17 protein-coding genes, 3 pseudogenes and 1 riboswitch are annotated in these 15,753 nt (G+C 69.5%); of the genes and pseudogenes, 14 read left to right on the top strand and 6 right to left on the bottom strand.

Translation table 11 applies throughout. The features are described from left to right. Positions 1–49 precede the first annotated feature (49 nt). The 12 genes and pseudogenes from AB8M85_RS14565 (at position 50) to AB8M85_RS14510 (ending at position 8,642) form a co-directional block, all read left to right on the top strand. Positions 50–1,354: a sensor histidine kinase gene (locus AB8M85_RS14565; protein WP_372699556.1), complete on the top strand. Its 1,305-nt coding sequence runs from the start codon at positions 50–52 to the stop codon at positions 1,352–1,354. Beyond that, complete coding sequence (locus tag AB8M85_RS14560) at positions 1,351–2,145, top strand: response regulator (protein ID WP_372699555.1); 795 nt, start codon at positions 1,351–1,353, stop codon at positions 2,143–2,145. The genes AB8M85_RS14565 and AB8M85_RS14560 overlap by 4 nt, the downstream gene beginning before the upstream one ends. An 8-nt stretch (positions 2,146–2,153) precedes the next feature. Continuing rightward, positions 2,154–2,339 (top strand): hypothetical protein, encoded by a 186-nt coding sequence (locus AB8M85_RS14555; RefSeq protein ID WP_372699554.1) that lies wholly within the window; start codon positions 2,154–2,156, stop codon positions 2,337–2,339. A gap of 33 nt (positions 2,340–2,372) precedes the next feature. Beyond that, a complete protein-coding gene (locus tag AB8M85_RS14550) occupies positions 2,373–3,662 on the top strand; it encodes a M18 family aminopeptidase (RefSeq protein WP_372699553.1) in 1,290 nt (429 codons plus the stop codon). A gap of 99 nt (positions 3,663–3,761) precedes the next feature. Beyond that, a pseudogene (locus AB8M85_RS14545) lies at positions 3,762–4,400 on the top strand (acyltransferase family protein); the annotation flags it as partial. 194 nt (positions 4,401–4,594) lie between these two features. Then, positions 4,595–4,807, top strand: a pseudogene (locus tag AB8M85_RS14540) (hypothetical protein); the annotation flags it as partial. 105 nt (positions 4,808–4,912) lie between these two features. Then, positions 4,913–5,899, top strand: a complete 987-nt coding sequence (locus tag AB8M85_RS14535) for an SGNH hydrolase domain-containing protein (protein ID WP_372699661.1) — start codon at positions 4,913–4,915, stop codon at positions 5,897–5,899. A 214-nt stretch (positions 5,900–6,113) separates the two neighbouring features. Beyond that, on the top strand, positions 6,114–6,419 hold the full coding sequence (gene rpsF, locus AB8M85_RS14530) for a 30S ribosomal protein S6 (RefSeq protein WP_343903020.1): 306 nt from the start codon (positions 6,114–6,116) through the stop codon (positions 6,417–6,419). A 42-nt stretch (positions 6,420–6,461) separates the two neighbouring features. After that, complete coding sequence (locus AB8M85_RS14525; protein WP_372699552.1) at positions 6,462–7,037, top strand: single-stranded DNA-binding protein; 576 nt, start codon at positions 6,462–6,464, stop codon at positions 7,035–7,037. A 68-nt stretch (positions 7,038–7,105) separates the two neighbouring features. Beyond that, a complete protein-coding gene (gene rpsR, locus AB8M85_RS14520) occupies positions 7,106–7,345 on the top strand; it encodes a 30S ribosomal protein S18 (RefSeq protein WP_007269381.1) in 240 nt (79 codons plus the stop codon). A 15-nt stretch (positions 7,346–7,360) separates the two neighbouring features. Next, complete coding sequence (rplI, locus tag AB8M85_RS14515; protein WP_372699551.1) at positions 7,361–7,816, top strand: 50S ribosomal protein L9; 456 nt, start codon at positions 7,361–7,363, stop codon at positions 7,814–7,816. Between the two features lie 152 nt (positions 7,817–7,968). Further along, a riboswitch (SAM riboswitch) is annotated at positions 7,969–8,084 on the top strand. Positions 8,085–8,135: 51 nt separating this feature from the next. Then, the gene (locus AB8M85_RS14510; protein WP_372699550.1) at positions 8,136–8,642 is read left to right on the top strand and encodes a flavin reductase family protein; all 507 of its coding nucleotides are present in this window, start codon (positions 8,136–8,138) and stop codon (positions 8,640–8,642) included. A 13-nt stretch (positions 8,643–8,655) separates the two neighbouring features. Here the strand turns inward: AB8M85_RS14510 and AB8M85_RS14505 are convergent, their stop codons facing one another. After that, positions 8,656–9,099: a hypothetical protein gene (locus AB8M85_RS14505; RefSeq protein ID WP_372699549.1), complete on the bottom strand. Its 444-nt coding sequence runs from the start codon at positions 9,097–9,099 to the stop codon at positions 8,656–8,658. A gap of 86 nt (positions 9,100–9,185) precedes the next feature. Then, positions 9,186–9,608 carry a DUF1801 domain-containing protein gene (locus tag AB8M85_RS14500; RefSeq protein WP_372699548.1) on the bottom strand — a complete coding sequence of 141 codons (423 nt, stop codon included), beginning with the start codon at positions 9,606–9,608 and terminating at the stop codon, positions 9,186–9,188. A 570-nt stretch (positions 9,609–10,178) separates the two neighbouring features. On the opposite strand from AB8M85_RS14500, the gene dnaB reads away from it, so the two are divergent. Continuing rightward, positions 10,179–11,510 (top strand): replicative DNA helicase, encoded by a 1,332-nt coding sequence (gene dnaB / locus AB8M85_RS14495; RefSeq protein ID WP_372699547.1) that lies wholly within the window; start codon positions 10,179–10,181, stop codon positions 11,508–11,510. Positions 11,511–11,644: 134 nt separating this feature from the next. On the opposite strand, the gene AB8M85_RS14490 is transcribed toward dnaB, so the two are convergent. The 4 genes from AB8M85_RS14490 to AB8M85_RS14475 form a co-directional block, all read right to left on the bottom strand. Beyond that, on the bottom strand, positions 11,645–12,676 hold the full coding sequence (locus AB8M85_RS14490) for a pirin family protein (protein WP_372699546.1): 1,032 nt from the start codon (positions 12,674–12,676) through the stop codon (positions 11,645–11,647). Between the two features lie 9 nt (positions 12,677–12,685). Then, positions 12,686–13,762, bottom strand: coding sequence for a tellurite resistance/C4-dicarboxylate transporter family protein (locus tag AB8M85_RS14485; RefSeq protein ID WP_372699545.1), 1,077 nt, complete (start codon positions 13,760–13,762; stop codon positions 12,686–12,688). A 95-nt stretch (positions 13,763–13,857) separates the two neighbouring features. Then, complete coding sequence (locus tag AB8M85_RS14480) at positions 13,858–14,145, bottom strand: MoaD/ThiS family protein (protein WP_372699660.1); 288 nt, start codon at positions 14,143–14,145, stop codon at positions 13,858–13,860. A gap of 5 nt (positions 14,146–14,150) precedes the next feature. Further along, a complete protein-coding gene (locus AB8M85_RS14475; protein WP_372699544.1) occupies positions 14,151–15,242 on the bottom strand; it encodes a WD40/YVTN/BNR-like repeat-containing protein in 1,092 nt (363 codons plus the stop codon). A 207-nt stretch (positions 15,243–15,449) separates the two neighbouring features. Between AB8M85_RS14475 and AB8M85_RS14470 the strand changes: the two are divergent. Further along, positions 15,450–15,753, top strand: a pseudogene (locus tag AB8M85_RS14470) (pyruvate dehydrogenase (acetyl-transferring), homodimeric type); the annotation flags it as partial.

Raw genomic sequence — 15,753 nt, 5'->3', positions numbered from 1 at the left:
GTCCGGCAGCCGCCCCGGCAGCCCCGTTCCCGAAAGCTAAGCTGGCACCATGAGCAGTGAACCGCAAGGGGACGGCCCGGAGGCACCGGGGCCGACCTTTGCCGAGCTCACCGAGAAACGCCGCGGCCCGGCCCGTCGGTTCATGCGGGCGCACCGCAGCCTCATGGACGTGCTGCTGGCCCTCGCCTATTTCCTGGTGACCGCCCCCGCGGGCCTGGAATCGGCGGCCAACGGGCGTTGGGCGCCCTGGCTGGGGGTCATCGGGATCACCGTGCTGCTCACCCTGCGCCGGCGCTGGCCCATGCCGGTGCTGGGGCTGGTCTTCCTGCTGGAGATCGGCATGCAGCTGGTCGACCCCTATTTCTCGGTCACCAGCCTCGCCGTCTGGCTGGTGCTGTATACGACCGCCACGCTATATTCCAGCAAACGCATGTTCTTGATGACCGGCCTGATCAGCGCCATGCAGGTGCTGGTGCAGTTTGCCGTCGTCCTTCCGGCCCTCCACGCCCCCGAAGCCGTCACCCGGTTCCTGCTCGACGGCGTTCCGGAGGTGGGCGTGTTCATCTGGATGATGGCCGCGCTGACGGTGCTCTCCAACCTCGCGGTCTTCGGCATCGGTGCCGCGGTCCGCAACAACCGCCTGCACGACGCCGAACTGGCCAATTGGGGCGCCCGCGTCCAGCGGCTGGCCCAGGTCGCCGAACGCAACCGGATCGCCCGGGAGATGCACGACGTCGTGGCCCATTCGCTCTCCGTGATGATCGCCCTGTCCGACGGGGCCCGGGTGGTCCTGCAACGCGATCCCGCCCGGGCCGCCGAGGTCCTGGGCGAACTGTCCTCCACCGGTCGCGGGGCCCTGGCCGACATGCGCCGAGTGATCGGGGTCCTGCGCGACGGCAGCAACGCGCCCCTGGCGCCCCAGCCGGCGTCGTCCTCCCTGGCCGACATGCTGGAGGGGTTCCGGGTGGCCGGGCTGCCCCTGCAGGTCACCCACACCGGGCCGGCCCTGCCCGGGGATGCTGCCTTCCAGCTGACGACCTACCGGATCGTCCAGGAATCGCTGACCAACGTGCTGCGCTACGGGCGCGGGGTGACCCGCGTGCTCGTGGAGGTCTCCCGCGACGGGGACACCGTGCGGATCAAGGTCGCCGACAACGGCCAGCTCGTCGAGGCGCACCGGGACGCGATCGGCAGCGGGCAGGGGCTCAAGGGCATGGGCGAACGCGCGGCCATCTACGACGGCTCCGTTTATGCAGGGCCCGGCCCGCGCGGCGGCTGGGTCGTCCACGCCATCCTCACCGTCCCGGAACAGGCAACACAGAACCAGAAACCCCAGGGGGAAACCGCACGATGAACGACACGACACCGGCGCCGGAGCGCGAACGCCAGCCCGGGGACCCGATCCGCCTGCTGCTCGTCGACGACCAGCCGCTGCTGCGCATGGGCTTCCGGCTCATCCTCGAGGGCGAGGAGGACCTCTCGATCGTCGGGGAGGCCTCCGACGGCGAGGAGGCGGTGGCCCTGGCCGCCGACACCAGACCCGACGTCGTGCTCATGGACGTGCGGATGCCCGTCATGGACGGCATCGAGGCCACCCGGCGCATCGCCGAGCTGGTCCCGTGCGCGAAGACCATCATCCTGACCACGTTCGACCTGGACGAGTACGCCTTCGCCGGGCTGCAGGCCGGCGCCTCGGCCTTCCTGCTCAAGGATGTCGCCCCGGCCGAGCTGGTCAACGCCGTGCGGCTGGTCGCCAGCGGCGACGCCGTCGTGGCCCCGCGCATCACCGCCCGCCTGCTGGAGACCTACGTGCGCCGCCCGGGGCCCGCTGCGCAGGGCACGGGAAGCGGCACCGGCAAGCGCGGCGCCGAAGCAGCGGCGGGGGCACCGCCGTCGTCCCCGGCGCCCCCCGAACGCGACCCGTTGCTGCAGGACCTGACCCCCCGTGAACTCGAGGTCCTCGGGGCGATCTCCGAGGGGCTCTCCAATGCCGAGATCGCCCACCGCTTCTTCCTCTCGGAGGCGACCGTGAAGACCCACGTGCGGCGCATCCTGACCAAGCTGCACCTGCGGGACCGCGTGCAGGCGGTGGTCTACGCGTACGAGACCGGGCTCGTGGTGCCCAGCCAGGGACTGGACTACTAGGGGCCGGCGTGAACATCGAATTGCTGCGCAGCCCCTGGTTCCTGCTCGCCGTGGTGCTCATCGCCTCCGGGGCGTTCCTGACCGCCCTGCTGCACCTGGTCCCAGCGGGTGTGGTGCTGCTGGGCCTGGGCGTGGCGGCGGTGGCATTTGCCGTTTACCGCCACGGCGGGTGGAATGGCAGAAGCCGCGGCTGAACCGCGGACCGCACACGCACCCCGAGGATGGACATGGCCACGCCCGAAGCACTCGAATACGTCAAGGACCTGGGCAGTTTCGTCGCCGCATCGCCCTCCAGCTTCCATGCCGCGGCCGAGGTCGCCCGGCGCCTGGACGCCGCGGGGTTCACCGCCCAGGCCGAGGCCGACGCCTGGGACGCGGCCCCCGGCGGGCACTACACGGTCCGCGACGGCGCGGTCATCGCCTGGCACGTGCCCGAGACGGCCACCGCCACCACCGGCTTCCACATCCTGGGGTCGCACACCGACTCGCCCGGCTTCAAGCTCAAGCCGAAGCCGACCACCGGCCGGGAGGGGTGGCTGCAGGCCGGCGTCGAGGTCTACGGCGGCCCGCTGCTGAACTCCTGGCTGGACCGCGAGCTGATCCTCGCCGGCCGGCTGGTCACCGCCGACGGTGCCGAGCACCTGGTGCGCACCGGCCCGCTGCTGCGCATCCCCCAGCTGGCGATCCACCTGGACCGTGCCGTCAACGACGGGTTCACCCTGGACAAGCAGGCCCACGCGAACCCGGTCTGGGGCCTGGGCAACCCCTCCGAGGCGGACCTGCTGGCCGTGCTGGCCGCGGACGCGGGGGTCGACCCGGAGACGATCAGCGGATACGACATCACCACCACCATCGCCCAGGCCCCGGAGGTCTTCGGCGCCGACGACGTGTTCCTGGCCTCCGCCCGGCTGGACAACCTCTCCTCCGTGCACGCCTCGCTGCGGGCACTGCTCGACCACGCCGGGTCCACCGGGGCCGCCACGGCCGGACACATCGCCGTGCTGGCGGCGTTCGACCACGAGGAGGTCGGCTCGGCCTCCCGCTCCGGCGCCTCCGGGCCGTTCCTGCAGGACGTGCTCGAACGCATCGTCGACGCCGCAGGCGGCGGGGTGCAGGAGCGCGCACGGGCCTTCGCCGGTTCGGTCTGCGTCTCCGCCGACGCCGGGCATGCCGTGCACCCGAACTACGCCGAACGCCACGACCCGGCCAACCGACCGGTCCTCGGCGGCGGCCCGCTGCTGAAGATCAATGCCAACCAGCGCTACACCACCGACGCCGTCGGCGCCGGGCTCTGGGCGCGGCTCTGCGCCGACGCGGACGTGCCGTACCAGGAATTCGTCTCCAGCAACGTCATGCCCTGCGGCTCGACCATCGGCCCGCTGACCGCGACCCGGCTGGGCATCCGCACCGTCGACGTCGGCATCGCCCTGCTGTCGATGCACTCCGCCCGGGAGATGTGCGCCGTGGAGGACCCGCTGCGCCTGGCCCGGGTCGCCGAGGGGTTCTTCACCGCCTGAGCCCGCCACGCGGTCCGGCGGTGGGTGCACTGCGGATCGCCGCACGACATCCACCCCTGCGTAACCGGCGATTCACCTGGGCGTGCTGTGCTCACGGGCATGAGTTCGCAGCACGCCCCGTCCCGCACGTTCCTGCCCGAAGTCCAGGCCCTGCGTGCCCTGGCCGTCTTGGTCGTCGTCGCCTACCACCTGGAGCCGCGCGTCGTGCCGGGGGGCTTCGTCGGGGTCGACGTGTTCTTCGTGATCTCGGGGTTCCTGATCACCGGCCACCTGGTCCGCGAGGCCCGCCGCGACGGCCGGATCGACCTGCCCGCGTTCTGGGCCGGACGCGTCCGGCGCATCCTGCCCGCCGCACTGGTGGTCATCGCCGCCGTCGTCGTCGGCACGCTGGCCCTCGCCCCAGTCACCCAGTGGGGGACCATCGGCTGGCAGGCCCTGGCCTCGGTCTTCTCCGTGCAGAACTGGGTGCTCGCCGCCGGTTCCGTGGACTACCTCGCCGCCGAGAACCCTCCGACCGCCCTGCAGCACTTCTGGTCGCTGGGCGTCGAGGAGCAGTTCTACCTGCTGTGGCCGCTGGTGGTGATCGCCGCCCTCGCCATGGTGCGCGTCCCGGTCCGGCCGGGCCGCCGCTGCGGGGCGCCGGACCTGCGCCGGCCGCTGCTGGCGCTCTGCGGGGGCGTCACGCTCGCCTCGCTGGCCTTCGGCGCCTGGCTGACCTCCACCGGTGATCCGGCGGCCTATTTCGTGACGCCGGCGCGCATGTGGGAACTCGGTGCCGGCGGGCTGCTGGCCCTGGCCCTGGCCGGCCGCGCCGACGGCACCGGGCCCCGTCTGCCGACGGCACCGGGCCCCGTCTGCCGACGGCCCTGGTCTCGCCCCTCGTCCGCTCGCTGCTGGCGCTGGCGGGACTGGCGGCCATCGGCCTCGCCGTCATGGGGTACGACGACCGAACCTCCTTCCCCGGCCTCGCCGCCGCCGTGCCGGTGCTCGGCACGATGGCGGTCATCCTGGCCGGCCGGACCTCGGGGCCGCTCAGCCTGCATCGTCTGGTGGACGTACCGGCGATCCAGTGGACCGGGGCCGTTTCCTATTCGCTCTATCTCTGGCACTGGCCGGTCCTGGCCTTTTTCATCCTCATCGGCGGCAACGAACCGGGCCCGCTGGAAAGCGTCGGGCTGTTGGGCCTGGGCCTGCTGGCGGCCTGGGGCAGCCACCGCTTCGTCGAAACCCCGGCCAGGCACTGGCGCCCCGTGGCGAACAGCACGCCGCGCGCACTCGCCGCCGGCGCCGTCGCCACCGTGCTGACCGCCGCCTTTGCCGTGGTGCCCACCGTGGGCCAACGGCAGGTCGCCGCGGCCCAGGAGAAGGCGGCCACTTCGCTGATTGCCGAACGGCCGGCGGGCTTCGGCGCCGCATCGATCGACACCGGCGCCGCGTTTGCCTCGGCCAACCGGCAGATCGTCCCATTGCCCGCGGAGGCGGCTGCGGACAAGCCGGAGCTGGGCCGCTGCGTCGGCGAACCCGCCGACGCCACGACCCCAGAATGCGAATTCGGCCCCGCAGGGGCACGGTTCACGATCGCCCTCGTCGGCGATTCCCACGCCGTGCAATGGTGGAAGGCGCTGGAGCCGGTGGCCGCGGACCACGGGTGGACGATCGTGACATACCTGAAGAACTCGTGCGCCTTCACCGCGGCGGTGCGCACCGGGCAGCAGGAAGGGAAAATCGACTGCGTCGGGGCGAACGAAGCCACGCTGGAGCGGCTGCTGCGGCGCGGGGACATTGATGCGGTGCTCACCGCCGGCTGGACCGGTGCCGCGTTCCACGACGATCCCGCCGCGGGAGTCGCCGCCTATTGGACCCGGCTGGAGGATGCCGGGATCCCGGTCTACGCGATCCGCGATACCCCCCGGCCGGGCAGGGACCAGCGAGCCCGCGACTGCGTGGCAGCCCACCCGCGGCAGCTGGACCGGTGCGGACAGGACCGCGCGAAGGCCTTCGAGGAGGATGCCTGGATCGCCGATGGGCAGCGGCTGGAGCCGCGGGTGGGCCTGCTCGACTTCAGCGACCGGTTCTGCACCGCCGATTTCTGTCCCGCGGTGGTGGGAAACGTGCTGGTCTACCGGGATGCGCACCACATCTCCGACACCTACATCTCTACCCTCGTCCCCGTCTTCGAACGCCGCTTGGCCGACGTGCTGCATGCGGACGGGTTCGATGACAAGGCGGGGGTGTAGCGGGGAGGCCCGTCGAGCTCCCGTCCGTCATCCACAGGGCGGTCCGCGCCCTGCCGGCCGCGGCGGCCACCGGTTAGGGTGGGGGAACCGGCATCGGGTAGGATGGCTCAGGCTGTTTGTGTCGTTTCTGATCCCTGAAACGGCCGCGGCCAACGCACAGAACCTCCTGTTACGGAAAGACCGTGACCGTTTAGCCCAAAGGAGGTGGGTTCACATGCGTGCATACGAACTGATGGTACTGATCGACCCCGAGGTCGACGAGCGTACCGTGGAACCGACTCTTGGCAAGTTCCTCGATGTCGTCCGCAACGATGGTGGCACCGTCGACAATGTTGATATCTGGGGCCGCCGCCGGCTGGCCTACGAGATCAAGAAGAAGGCAGAAGCCATCTACGCGGTGGTCACCTTCACCGCTACCCCGGCTACTTCCGCCGAGCTTGACCGCCAGCTCTCGCTCAACGAGACGATCCTGCGCACCAAGATCACCCGTCCGGAAGACCAGAAGGTCGCGGCAGAGTAATTCTGCCTGGACTATTCGTAGAAACCGACTCTAGGAGGCACCATGGCAGGCGAAACCGTCATCACGGTCATCGGAAATCTCACCGCTGATCCGGAACTGCGTTTCACCCCGTCGGGCTCGGCGGTGGCCAACTTCACCATCGCCTCGACCCCTCGGACCTTCGACCGCCAGACCAATGAGTGGAAGGACGGCGAAACGCTGTTCCTGCGCGCATCGGTGTGGCGTGAAGCTGCCGAAAATGTTGCCGAGACGCTGACCAAGGGCATGCGAGTCGTCGCCCAGGGCCGGCTGAAGTCGCGTTCCTTCGAAACCAAGGAAGGCGAAAAGCGCACCGTCATGGAGCTTGAGGTCGACGAGATCGGCCCCTCGCTGCGTTACGCCTCCGCCAAGGTCACCCGCACCCAGCGCAACAACGCAGGTGGCGGCGGCTTCGGTGGCGGCAATGCCGGAGGCAACTTCGGCGGCGGAAACCAGGGCGGCGGTGGATTCGGCGGGGGCAACTCCGGCGGAAACAACGGCGGCTGGAATGCGCCGGCGGACGATCCGTGGTCCTCTTCTTCCTCCTCCACCGGCGGGGGATGGGGCAACACCGGCGGATCCGACGAACCGCCTTTCTAAAGCACCACCATTTATTCACCATCCCGCAGAAGAATTCTGCGGGCTCCACTAGATAAAGGAGCTCCACGATGGCTAAGGCTGAACTCCGTAAGCCCAAACCAAAGTCCAACCCCTTGAAGGCCGCTGACATCACCGTCATCGACTACAAGGACGTCGCATTGCTGCGCAAGTTCATCTCCGACCGCGGGAAGATCCGTGCCCGTCGCGTGACCGGCGTCTCCGTCCAGGAGCAGCGCAAGATCGCCCAGGCCATCAAGAACGCGCGCGAAGTTGCCCTGCTGCCTTACTCCGGCGCTGGCCGCGGCTAAGGAAGGGATAACACCATGGCAAAGCTCATTCTGACCCACGAAGTAACCGGTCTCGGTACCGCTGGCGACGTCATCGAGGTGAAGGACGGTTACGCCCGTAACTACCTCCTGCCGCGCGGCTTCGCCCTGACCTGGACCAAGGGTGGCGAGAAGCAGGTCGAGTCGATCAAGGCTGCCCGCACCGCCCGCGCCGTTGCATCCCTCGAGGACGCACAGGCACTGGCCGCTTCCCTGTCCTCCCAGCCGGTCAAGATCACGGTCAAGGCCGGACAGGGCGGACGCCTCTTCGGCACCGTCAAGACCGACGACATCGCCAAGGCAGTCGAGGCCGCCGGCCTCGGTTCGATCGACAAGCGCACGGTGGAAATCCCCGAGCACATCAAGTCGACCGGCAACTACCAGGCCACGGTGCGTCTGCACGAGGACGTCTCCGCAACTGTCGACCTGCAGGTCGTCGCCGCGAAGAAGTAGCCGCCACGGAACGGTGGGCGACCACCGGCCGTGCACCAGAGGGGCCACGCGCTACGGCGCGGGGCCCCTCTGCTCGTGCGGCGTGCGACACCTTGCGAAATATTGCGTGGGCCTTTGACGGGCAGCTCCGGCCCCGCTTAGCGTAGCTAGTGAATCAAGAGCGTCAACATCCAAGCCCTGGCTCGTTGGCCGGCAACCCTCTCACGGTAGTGGGGTGCTCCAGGTGATGATTCGGCCGCCCGGATCCCCCGGACGGCAAGTACCGCACAACCATCGCGGCCGCGGCCCGGTGATGTGCCCTACGCCGGAGGTAGCACAGATGACACTGTCCACCGATCTCGAACCTGCAGCACTTCGCCAGGCCTTCGCACAGCACCCCTCGGGGATCGCCGCGCTGTGCACCATCATCGACGGGGAACCCCAGGGCATCGTCGCCTCCTCGTTCACCGTCGGGGTCTCCATGGACCCGCCGCTGGTGATGTTTGCCGTGCAGAACACCTCGCGCACCTGGCCGGTCGTCCGGCAGGCCGGCCGGATCGGCGTCTCGGTCCTGGGCGAGGGGCACGATGGCGTCTGCCGGCAGATCGCCTCGAAGTCCGGGGACCGCTTCGCGGGGCTGCGGTTGGACTCCACTGATGACGGTGCCCTGTTCCTGCACGAGGCCGCGCTGTGGCTCGACTGCAGCGTCGAACAGGAGATCCCGGCCGGGGACCACCAGGTCGTCTTGCTGCGGGTCCACGCCCACGCCACCCACGAGGGGGTCCACGCACCTCTGGTCTTCCATGGCTCGGCCTTCCGGACGCTGAAGTCCGAGGCCTTCGTCTAGGCCCGGTGCCCGGTCACCTGCCGCGCAGCGAATCCACGTACCGCTTGGCCTCGAGCAGGCCGATGCCCGTATCGTGCCGGATCTTCCTGACGGCGGCCACGGGATGTCCGTCGCGGACGAGCTGCAGCACCTTCTCGTAGTCGGGGTTGGACATCGCCCCCGGGCCCGGGGTGGCTCCGGGATGCCCGGTCGACGAGCTCTGGCCGGTGCGTCCGGGGGACCGCCTGGCCGCCTGCGCGGCCCGGGCGGTCGTTGCGGCCCTGAGCTTTTCGGCCTTCTGGGCATCGAGTTGCTGCTGGCGCGCCGCGGCGTCGTTGAGCCGGGCAATGTACTGCTCCGCCTCGCTCGCCCGCGCCGGTCGGGTCGTGAAGACCCAGGACAGGGCACCGAAGACGACGAGCAGGACCACGGCCGTGATGACGATGACGAGGATGACCTCGCCATTGACCTGGAACATGTCTCCTCCTGGGATCTCGGCCCGCCGTCGTGGTGCCGGGTCTCACCCCATCATGCCACCGGGCGGCAGGTGCCGGGGAGGACGGTTCACTGCCGGATGGACCCCGAGACCATGTAGCGGTACCCCCGGTCCATGAGCTCGCGCAGGACCGGCAGGTCGACGTCTCCGAGCTTGTTGACGTACAAGCAGGACGAGCCGACCTTGTGCTTGCCGAGCCGGGCCAGCAGTTCCGCGGAACCGGGATCCGCGGTGAGCCCGTAGAGCGACAGGGAGGCCTTGCGGGGGGAGAACCCGATGGCAGCGGCTTCTCCTTCATGCCCGCTGGCGTAGCCGTAGCGATAGGAACCGTAGCCGACAATCGTGGGCCCCCACATCACCGGAGGCTGGCCGGCGGCCTCCTGCATCATCTCCAGGAGCACGAGCCCGTCGGCCGGCCGGACGGGGTGGTCGAGGGCCTCGATGAACGCACGGGGATCCACGGCGGTCGGCAGGGTTTTCGGCGGTGGCATGGCGAAAGTATCGCAGGGGCCCCACGGGCCGGCAAGACGACGACTGGTCCCGGCGGGAAGCTGCCGGTGTCAATGCCGCGCGAAGGCGGCGGCGTGTCTGTGGACAAGATGTCCCCAGCTGTGGATAAACGTAGTGGACACATCCCCCTGCCGGAGCGCAACCTGCAAGTAGGGGGTGAATGTTGCGGGAAAAAGTTTTTCCACCCAATGTTATCCACATGGATAACGCCTAGTCAGACCGACTATTTGTTGTTCTTCCCGATGTAATCCACAGCCCTGTCCCCAGTCTGTGCACACAACACGCCGCGCAACCCACAGGTTGTCCACACGGCCTGTGGATAAGTCTCTTTGGTTCTGTCGTCGTTGGGCATAAGGTGACAGGGTCCCCGGGTCCATTCGGGCCACAACACCCGCTCGGCGACCACCCCTCCACCACCGTGCCGGTGGGCCGACATCACTGGGATACTGGAGGGACGCGGCGGTGCCCGCACCACCTGCACCGCGCCGAAAGGGAAGGAACCGGACGTGACGCTCACGCACACCGAATCAGGCTCGTCGAATTCATCGGACATGGGGCGCACGCCCCCCCAGGACCTGGTCGCGGAGCAGAGCGTTCTCGGGGGCATGATGCTCTCCAAGGATGCGATCGCCGATTGCGTGGAGGTCCTGCGCGGTGTCGACTTCTACCGCCCCGCCCACGAGTCCATCTTCGAGGCCGTCATCGACCTCTACGGTCGCGGCGAGCCCGCCGACGCGGTGACCGTCTCGGACCTGTTGACCAAGCGCGGGGAGATCTCCCGGGTGGGCGGCCCGGCCTACCTGCACACGTTGATCCAGTCGGTTCCCACTGCGGCCAACGCCGGCTTCTACGCCGAGATCGTCCGTGAACGCGCCGTCCTGCGGCGCCTGGTGGAGGCCGGCACCAAGATCGTGCAGATGGGCTACAGCCAGGACGGCGAAGTTGACGCGATCGTCAACGACGCCCAGGCCCAGATCTACGCCGTCGCGGAGCGCCGCTCCGCGGAGGACTACGTCCCCCTGCGCGACATCATCGAGGGCACCGTCGACGAGATCGAGTCGGCCGGCCAGCGCGGAGAGGGCATGATCGGGGTCCCCACCGGGCTGTACGAGCTCGACGAGCTCACCCAGGGCCTGCATGGCGGCCAGATGATCGTCGTCGCCGCGCGTCCTGCGGTCGGCAAGTCGGTCTTCTCCCTGGACATCGCCCGCTCCGCGGCGATCAAGAACAACATGACCACCGTGGTCTTCTCCCTGGAAATGGGCCGCAACGAGATCGCGATGCGCCTGCTCTCCGCCGAAGCCAGCATCGGCCTGCAGGACCTGCGCAAGGGCACCATCAAGGACGAGCAGTGGGGCAAGATCGCCACCACCATGGGGCGGCTGAACGAGGCTCCGCTGTTCATCGACGATTCGCCCAACATGTCGCTGATGGAAATCCGCGCGAAGTGCCGTCGGCTGAAGCAGCGCCACGACCTCAAGCTCGTGGTGCTGGACTACCTGCAGCTGATGAGTTCGGGCAAGCGCGTGGAATCACGCCAGCAGGAGGTCTCGGAGTTCTCCCGTGCCCTGAAGCTGCTGGCCAAGGAGCTCGATGTCCCCGTCGTCGCCCTGTCCCAGCTGAACCGTGGCTCGGAGCAGCGGACGGACAAGAAGCCGATGGTCTCGGACCTGCGTGAATCCGGTTCCATCGAGCAGGACGCCGACCTGGTCATCCTGCTGCACCGCGAGGACATCTACGACAAGGAATCGGCGCGGGCCGGCGAAGCGGACATCATCGTGGCCAAGAACCGCAACGGCCCCACCAAGACGATCGTCGTGGCCTTCCAGGGGCACTACCAGCGCTTCAACAACATGGCCACCGAAGGCGGCGGCGGGTTCTGACCCGGGCCGTCCGGCGGCCGGTCCCGTCACCGATCGGGCGGGGCGGTGGCTGCCTGTGCCTCGTGCACCGTGACGGCATGGGGATGGCGCCATTGCACCGCGGCGCGGGTTCCGCGGGCCGGCCCGTTGGAGTCTCAGCTGCGGGGCCGCATGCGGGCATTCGGCAGGGCCGGCGCGGGCAATGCGTCCGGCTCGCCGGGCGGGAACGGCCCGAAGTGCGGGACGTGGCGTCCCGGGGGCTGAACCCGCGTGGCGGCGGCCAGGGGATCGCTGCCGACCGGCGCCCCGATCTCCTCCTGCCAGGCCCTGCGGTACTCGACGATCTCCTCGTGCGAGCGTCCCACGAAGTTCCACCACATGACGATCTGCTCGCCCAGCGGCTCCCCGCCGATTAACAGCAGGCGGGCCCCGCCGTCGTGCCCCTCGAGGGTGATCCGGCCGGAATCGGGGGCCAGGTACGCGAGGTGGTCGACCGGGACGTCCTCGCCGTCCAGTCGCAGGGCGCCGGAATCGAGCAGGACCCCGTGCTCGAATCCCGGGTCCAGTTCAAGGGCGAGGGATGCGCCGTCGTCGAGCAGGATCTCGGCCCCGAGCAACGGGCTGTGCGTGGCCACGGGTGAGGTGCTGCCCAGCAGCGAGCCGAGGAAGACGCGGGCGGTCCAGTCGTCGCCGCAGACGGGGTCGGGGCGATGGTGCTCGAAGCCGGGGGAGGTGCCTCGTGCGGCCTCGGGCAGGGCGACCCAGAGCTGGGCGCCATGCAGGATGGTGGTGTCGGGGGTGGAGAACTCGGAATGGCTGATGCCGCTGCCGGCGGTCATGAGGTTCAATTCGCCGGGCCGGACCACGGCGTGCGCCCCGGTGGAGTCCCGGTGCTCGATCTCGCCGGTGAACAACCAGCTGACGGTCTGCAGCCCGGTGTGCGGGTGGCGGGGCACGTTCATGCCCGCCTGGCCGGTGAGGTCCTGGGGGCCGTAGTGGTCCAGGAAGCACCAGGCGCCGATGAGGCTGCGCCGACGCTGGGGAAGGGTCCGGCGGACGTTCATCGCCCGCGGGCCGCCGAGGGGGACGTCCCGGGGAACCAGCAGCTCACGCGGTGCCGGCCCGTCGGCCCCGGGCTGCTCGCCGTCGCACACCACTTCGGCGGGATCGGTCTCGAGGTTGCTCATGGGGACAGCCTAGGCCGTTGCCGCCCGGCCGTCAGCGGCCCCCGGGCGCATCCACCGGACAGCGGCCGCCACCATGAGGTACACGGCGATCGCCCAGGCCGGAACAGCGACCCACACGACCGCCTCCCCGATGGCCGCGACCTCCGGCATGCCCTGGACCCGGCCGAACACCATGGAGGAGGTGGCCAGCATGCCCAACGGGAAGACGATGGACCACAGTGCCGTCTCGTACCGCAGGTGGTAATGGTGGACGACGTGGCGCCAGATGCCGAAGACGACGAGCAGCGGCACCCACCACAGGCCGGTGGACCAGAGGACGAAGCTGGCCCCGGAGACGAAGCCGCGCATCCCGGCGATGGCCGGGAACGTGTCCGGCAGCCTCAGCAGGTTGCTGCCGGCCAGCACGGAGATGGCGGTGGCGCCCATGAAGATCCAGTAGGTGGGGCTCAGGCCTTCCGGCCGGTTGGGGTGGGTGATCAGGCGCAGGGTCACCATGGTGCCGATGAGCAGGTACAGCACCACCCCGATGCCCCAGAGGGCCGCGCCGGCGACGGCGAATCCGCCGCTGTCGTGCACCCTGGCGGCCGAGGATGCGGCCGTGGACATGGACTGGGTCGCCACGACCCAGAGGAACCAGCTGCCGTTCGCGTCGTCGAGCACCGGGCGGCTGTGCTCCCGCAGCAGGAGCACGGCCGGGATGAGGTACGTCAGTGCCAGCCAGGCCAGCAGCGCGACGCAGGCCAGCGCCAGGCCCGCAGCCGGTCGGCCGGTCATGTCGAAATGGAGCCCGACGACGTTCAGGCCGGCCACGAAGGTGAAGTTGCCGAAGTTCTTGACCGGCGACAGGGCATCGGCGGTGAATTCCCGGCGGAAGGCGACCGCCCGCCAGACGGTGGCCGCGAGCAGGATGACCAGGGCCGCCGCCGCGATCCAGAACAGGACCTCGGAGGGCACGGGGCGTCCGGATTGGCGCAACGCCGCCGAGACGATCCCGGTGGCCATCACGAAGGCAAAGCACGACGGCGGCAGCCCCGCCACGGCGGTGCGGAACCTGCCGCCGGTTCCCAGCGATGCCGTGCCGGACATGCCGGAACTATGCGAGGGTGGGGGCGAGGCGGGCATGGACGCGGCTCCTTCGGGTCGCTGCTACGTCAATCCAGCTTATCCCCGTCCCGCCCGCCTCAGCCCCCGGCGACGGATTGGATGATCATGACCGTCGACCCGTCCGGCACCACGGTGTCCAACCCGGCGGCCGAGCGGATGTCCTCGCCGTCGACATAGACGTTGACATAGCGGCGCACCGCGCCGGTCTCGTCGCGGATGCGCCGCGCAAAGCGGGGGTGCCCCTCGGCGGCCCGGTCCAGGAAGACCGCCATGGAGGCGCCGCCGTCGTAGTCGATCAGCGCACGACGGCGGTCCCCCCAGACCGGGGCCAGGGTCCCGGGGACCTCGAGGACGGCGCTGGCCATGGTGCTCAACCCACGGACGCTGCGCGGACACTGAGGACGTCGGGCAGCCGGTCGGCCACCTGGAGGAAGGTTGCGCCCTCGTCATTGCTGGCATACACTTCGCCGCCGCGGGTGCCGAAGTACAGCCCCGCGGTGTCCTCGGGGGCGGGGAGGTCGATGTCCGCAGCGTCGCGGAGGACGACGTTGAACTCGTTTTCCGGCAGGCCGGTGTGCTGCTCGGTCCAGGTCGCGCCGGCGTCGGTGGTGCGGTACAGGCTGAGCCGGCCATCGAGCGGGATGCGCTGGGAGTCTGCCTGGAGCGGGAGGGTCCAGGCGGTGTCCGCCATGCGCGGGTGCGCGAGGAACGTGAACCCGAAGTCCGCGGGCAGGCCGCCGCCGATGTCGACCCAGCGGTCCCCGCCGTCGTCGCTCCGGTAGACGCCCCCGTGGTTTTGCGCGTACAGCCGCTCGGGATTGCCCGCGTCCGCGGTGATGCGGTGGACACATTGGCCAAACTCCGGCTCCTCGCCCGGCAGGAAGCCTGCCGAGATGCCGCGGTTGGTGGCCTCCCACGTCGTGCCGCCGTCGCGCGTCCGGTACACCCCTCCGGTGCTCATGGCGACGTGCACTGTCCGGTCGTCGACGGGATTCGGCAGGATCGTGTGCGCCGCGGCACCCCCGAATCCCTCGCCCCATTCGGGGCGATGGGGGTGGTCCCAGAGGCCGCGGTTCAGCTCGAAGCTCTCCCCGCCGTCGGTCGACTTCCAGACGGAGATCGGTTCACATCCCGCCCAGACGACGCCGGGGCGATCGGCGGTGTCCGGGTGCAGGTGCCATACCCGGCCCAGCGCGGCTCCGGTGTCCTCGGGGAACTTGATGGCCCCTTGCTCCGGTTCGGACCAAGTGGCACCGAGGTCGTCGGAATAGACGACGGTGGGCCCCCAATGCCAGTCGTTGATGCCGGCGAGGAGGCGCGGGGCGGCGCCACGGGTATCGATGGCGACCGCGGGTACTTCCAGGTTCAGGAAGTGGGGCTCGCTCAGGGTGTAGGTGCGGCGGTCCTGGCTCGTGGCAAGCCAGAGGCCCTTCTTCGTTCCGATGGCGATGACGGTGGTCATGGGAACCAGTGCAGCACCCCGGCTCCCGCTGGACAAGGGTTGTTCGAAAAATACCTGAAGGAGCCGGACCGGGCTGTCGTGTCGTTGACAACGCGCCCAACACGACGTTCACTGTATATTGCCATACGAAAACTTTCTTCCATATCGTGGTAGTTTCTGAACGTTGACCCTGGGGCGCGCCCGTCCCTGCGCTGCAGAAAGGCATGCATGAGCATCATCGACGAATCCCCCCTCCTGGCCGGATCGGACCCCGAGGAGGCCGCCGAATGGCTGGAGTCTTTTGACGGCCTGGTCCACCACCGCGGCACGCGGCAGGCCGGGCAGATCATGCGGAGCCTCTGGGAGCGTGCCTCCACCCGCAGCGTCGACGTCCCGCGGGCGCAGACCACGGACTACGTGAATACGATTCCGGTGGACCAGGAACCGGAGTTCCCGGGCAACGAGGAGATCGAGCGCCGCTACCGGGCGTGGATGCGCTGGAACGCGGCGATCATGGTCCACCGCGGCCAGC

The sequence above is a fragment of the Arthrobacter sp. JSM 101049 genome (genome assembly GCF_041679245.1).
In the GTDB taxonomy this organism is placed as follows: domain Bacteria; phylum Actinomycetota; class Actinomycetes; order Actinomycetales; family Micrococcaceae; genus Arthrobacter_H.
This window is presented reverse-complemented; position numbering and strand designations above follow the sequence as displayed.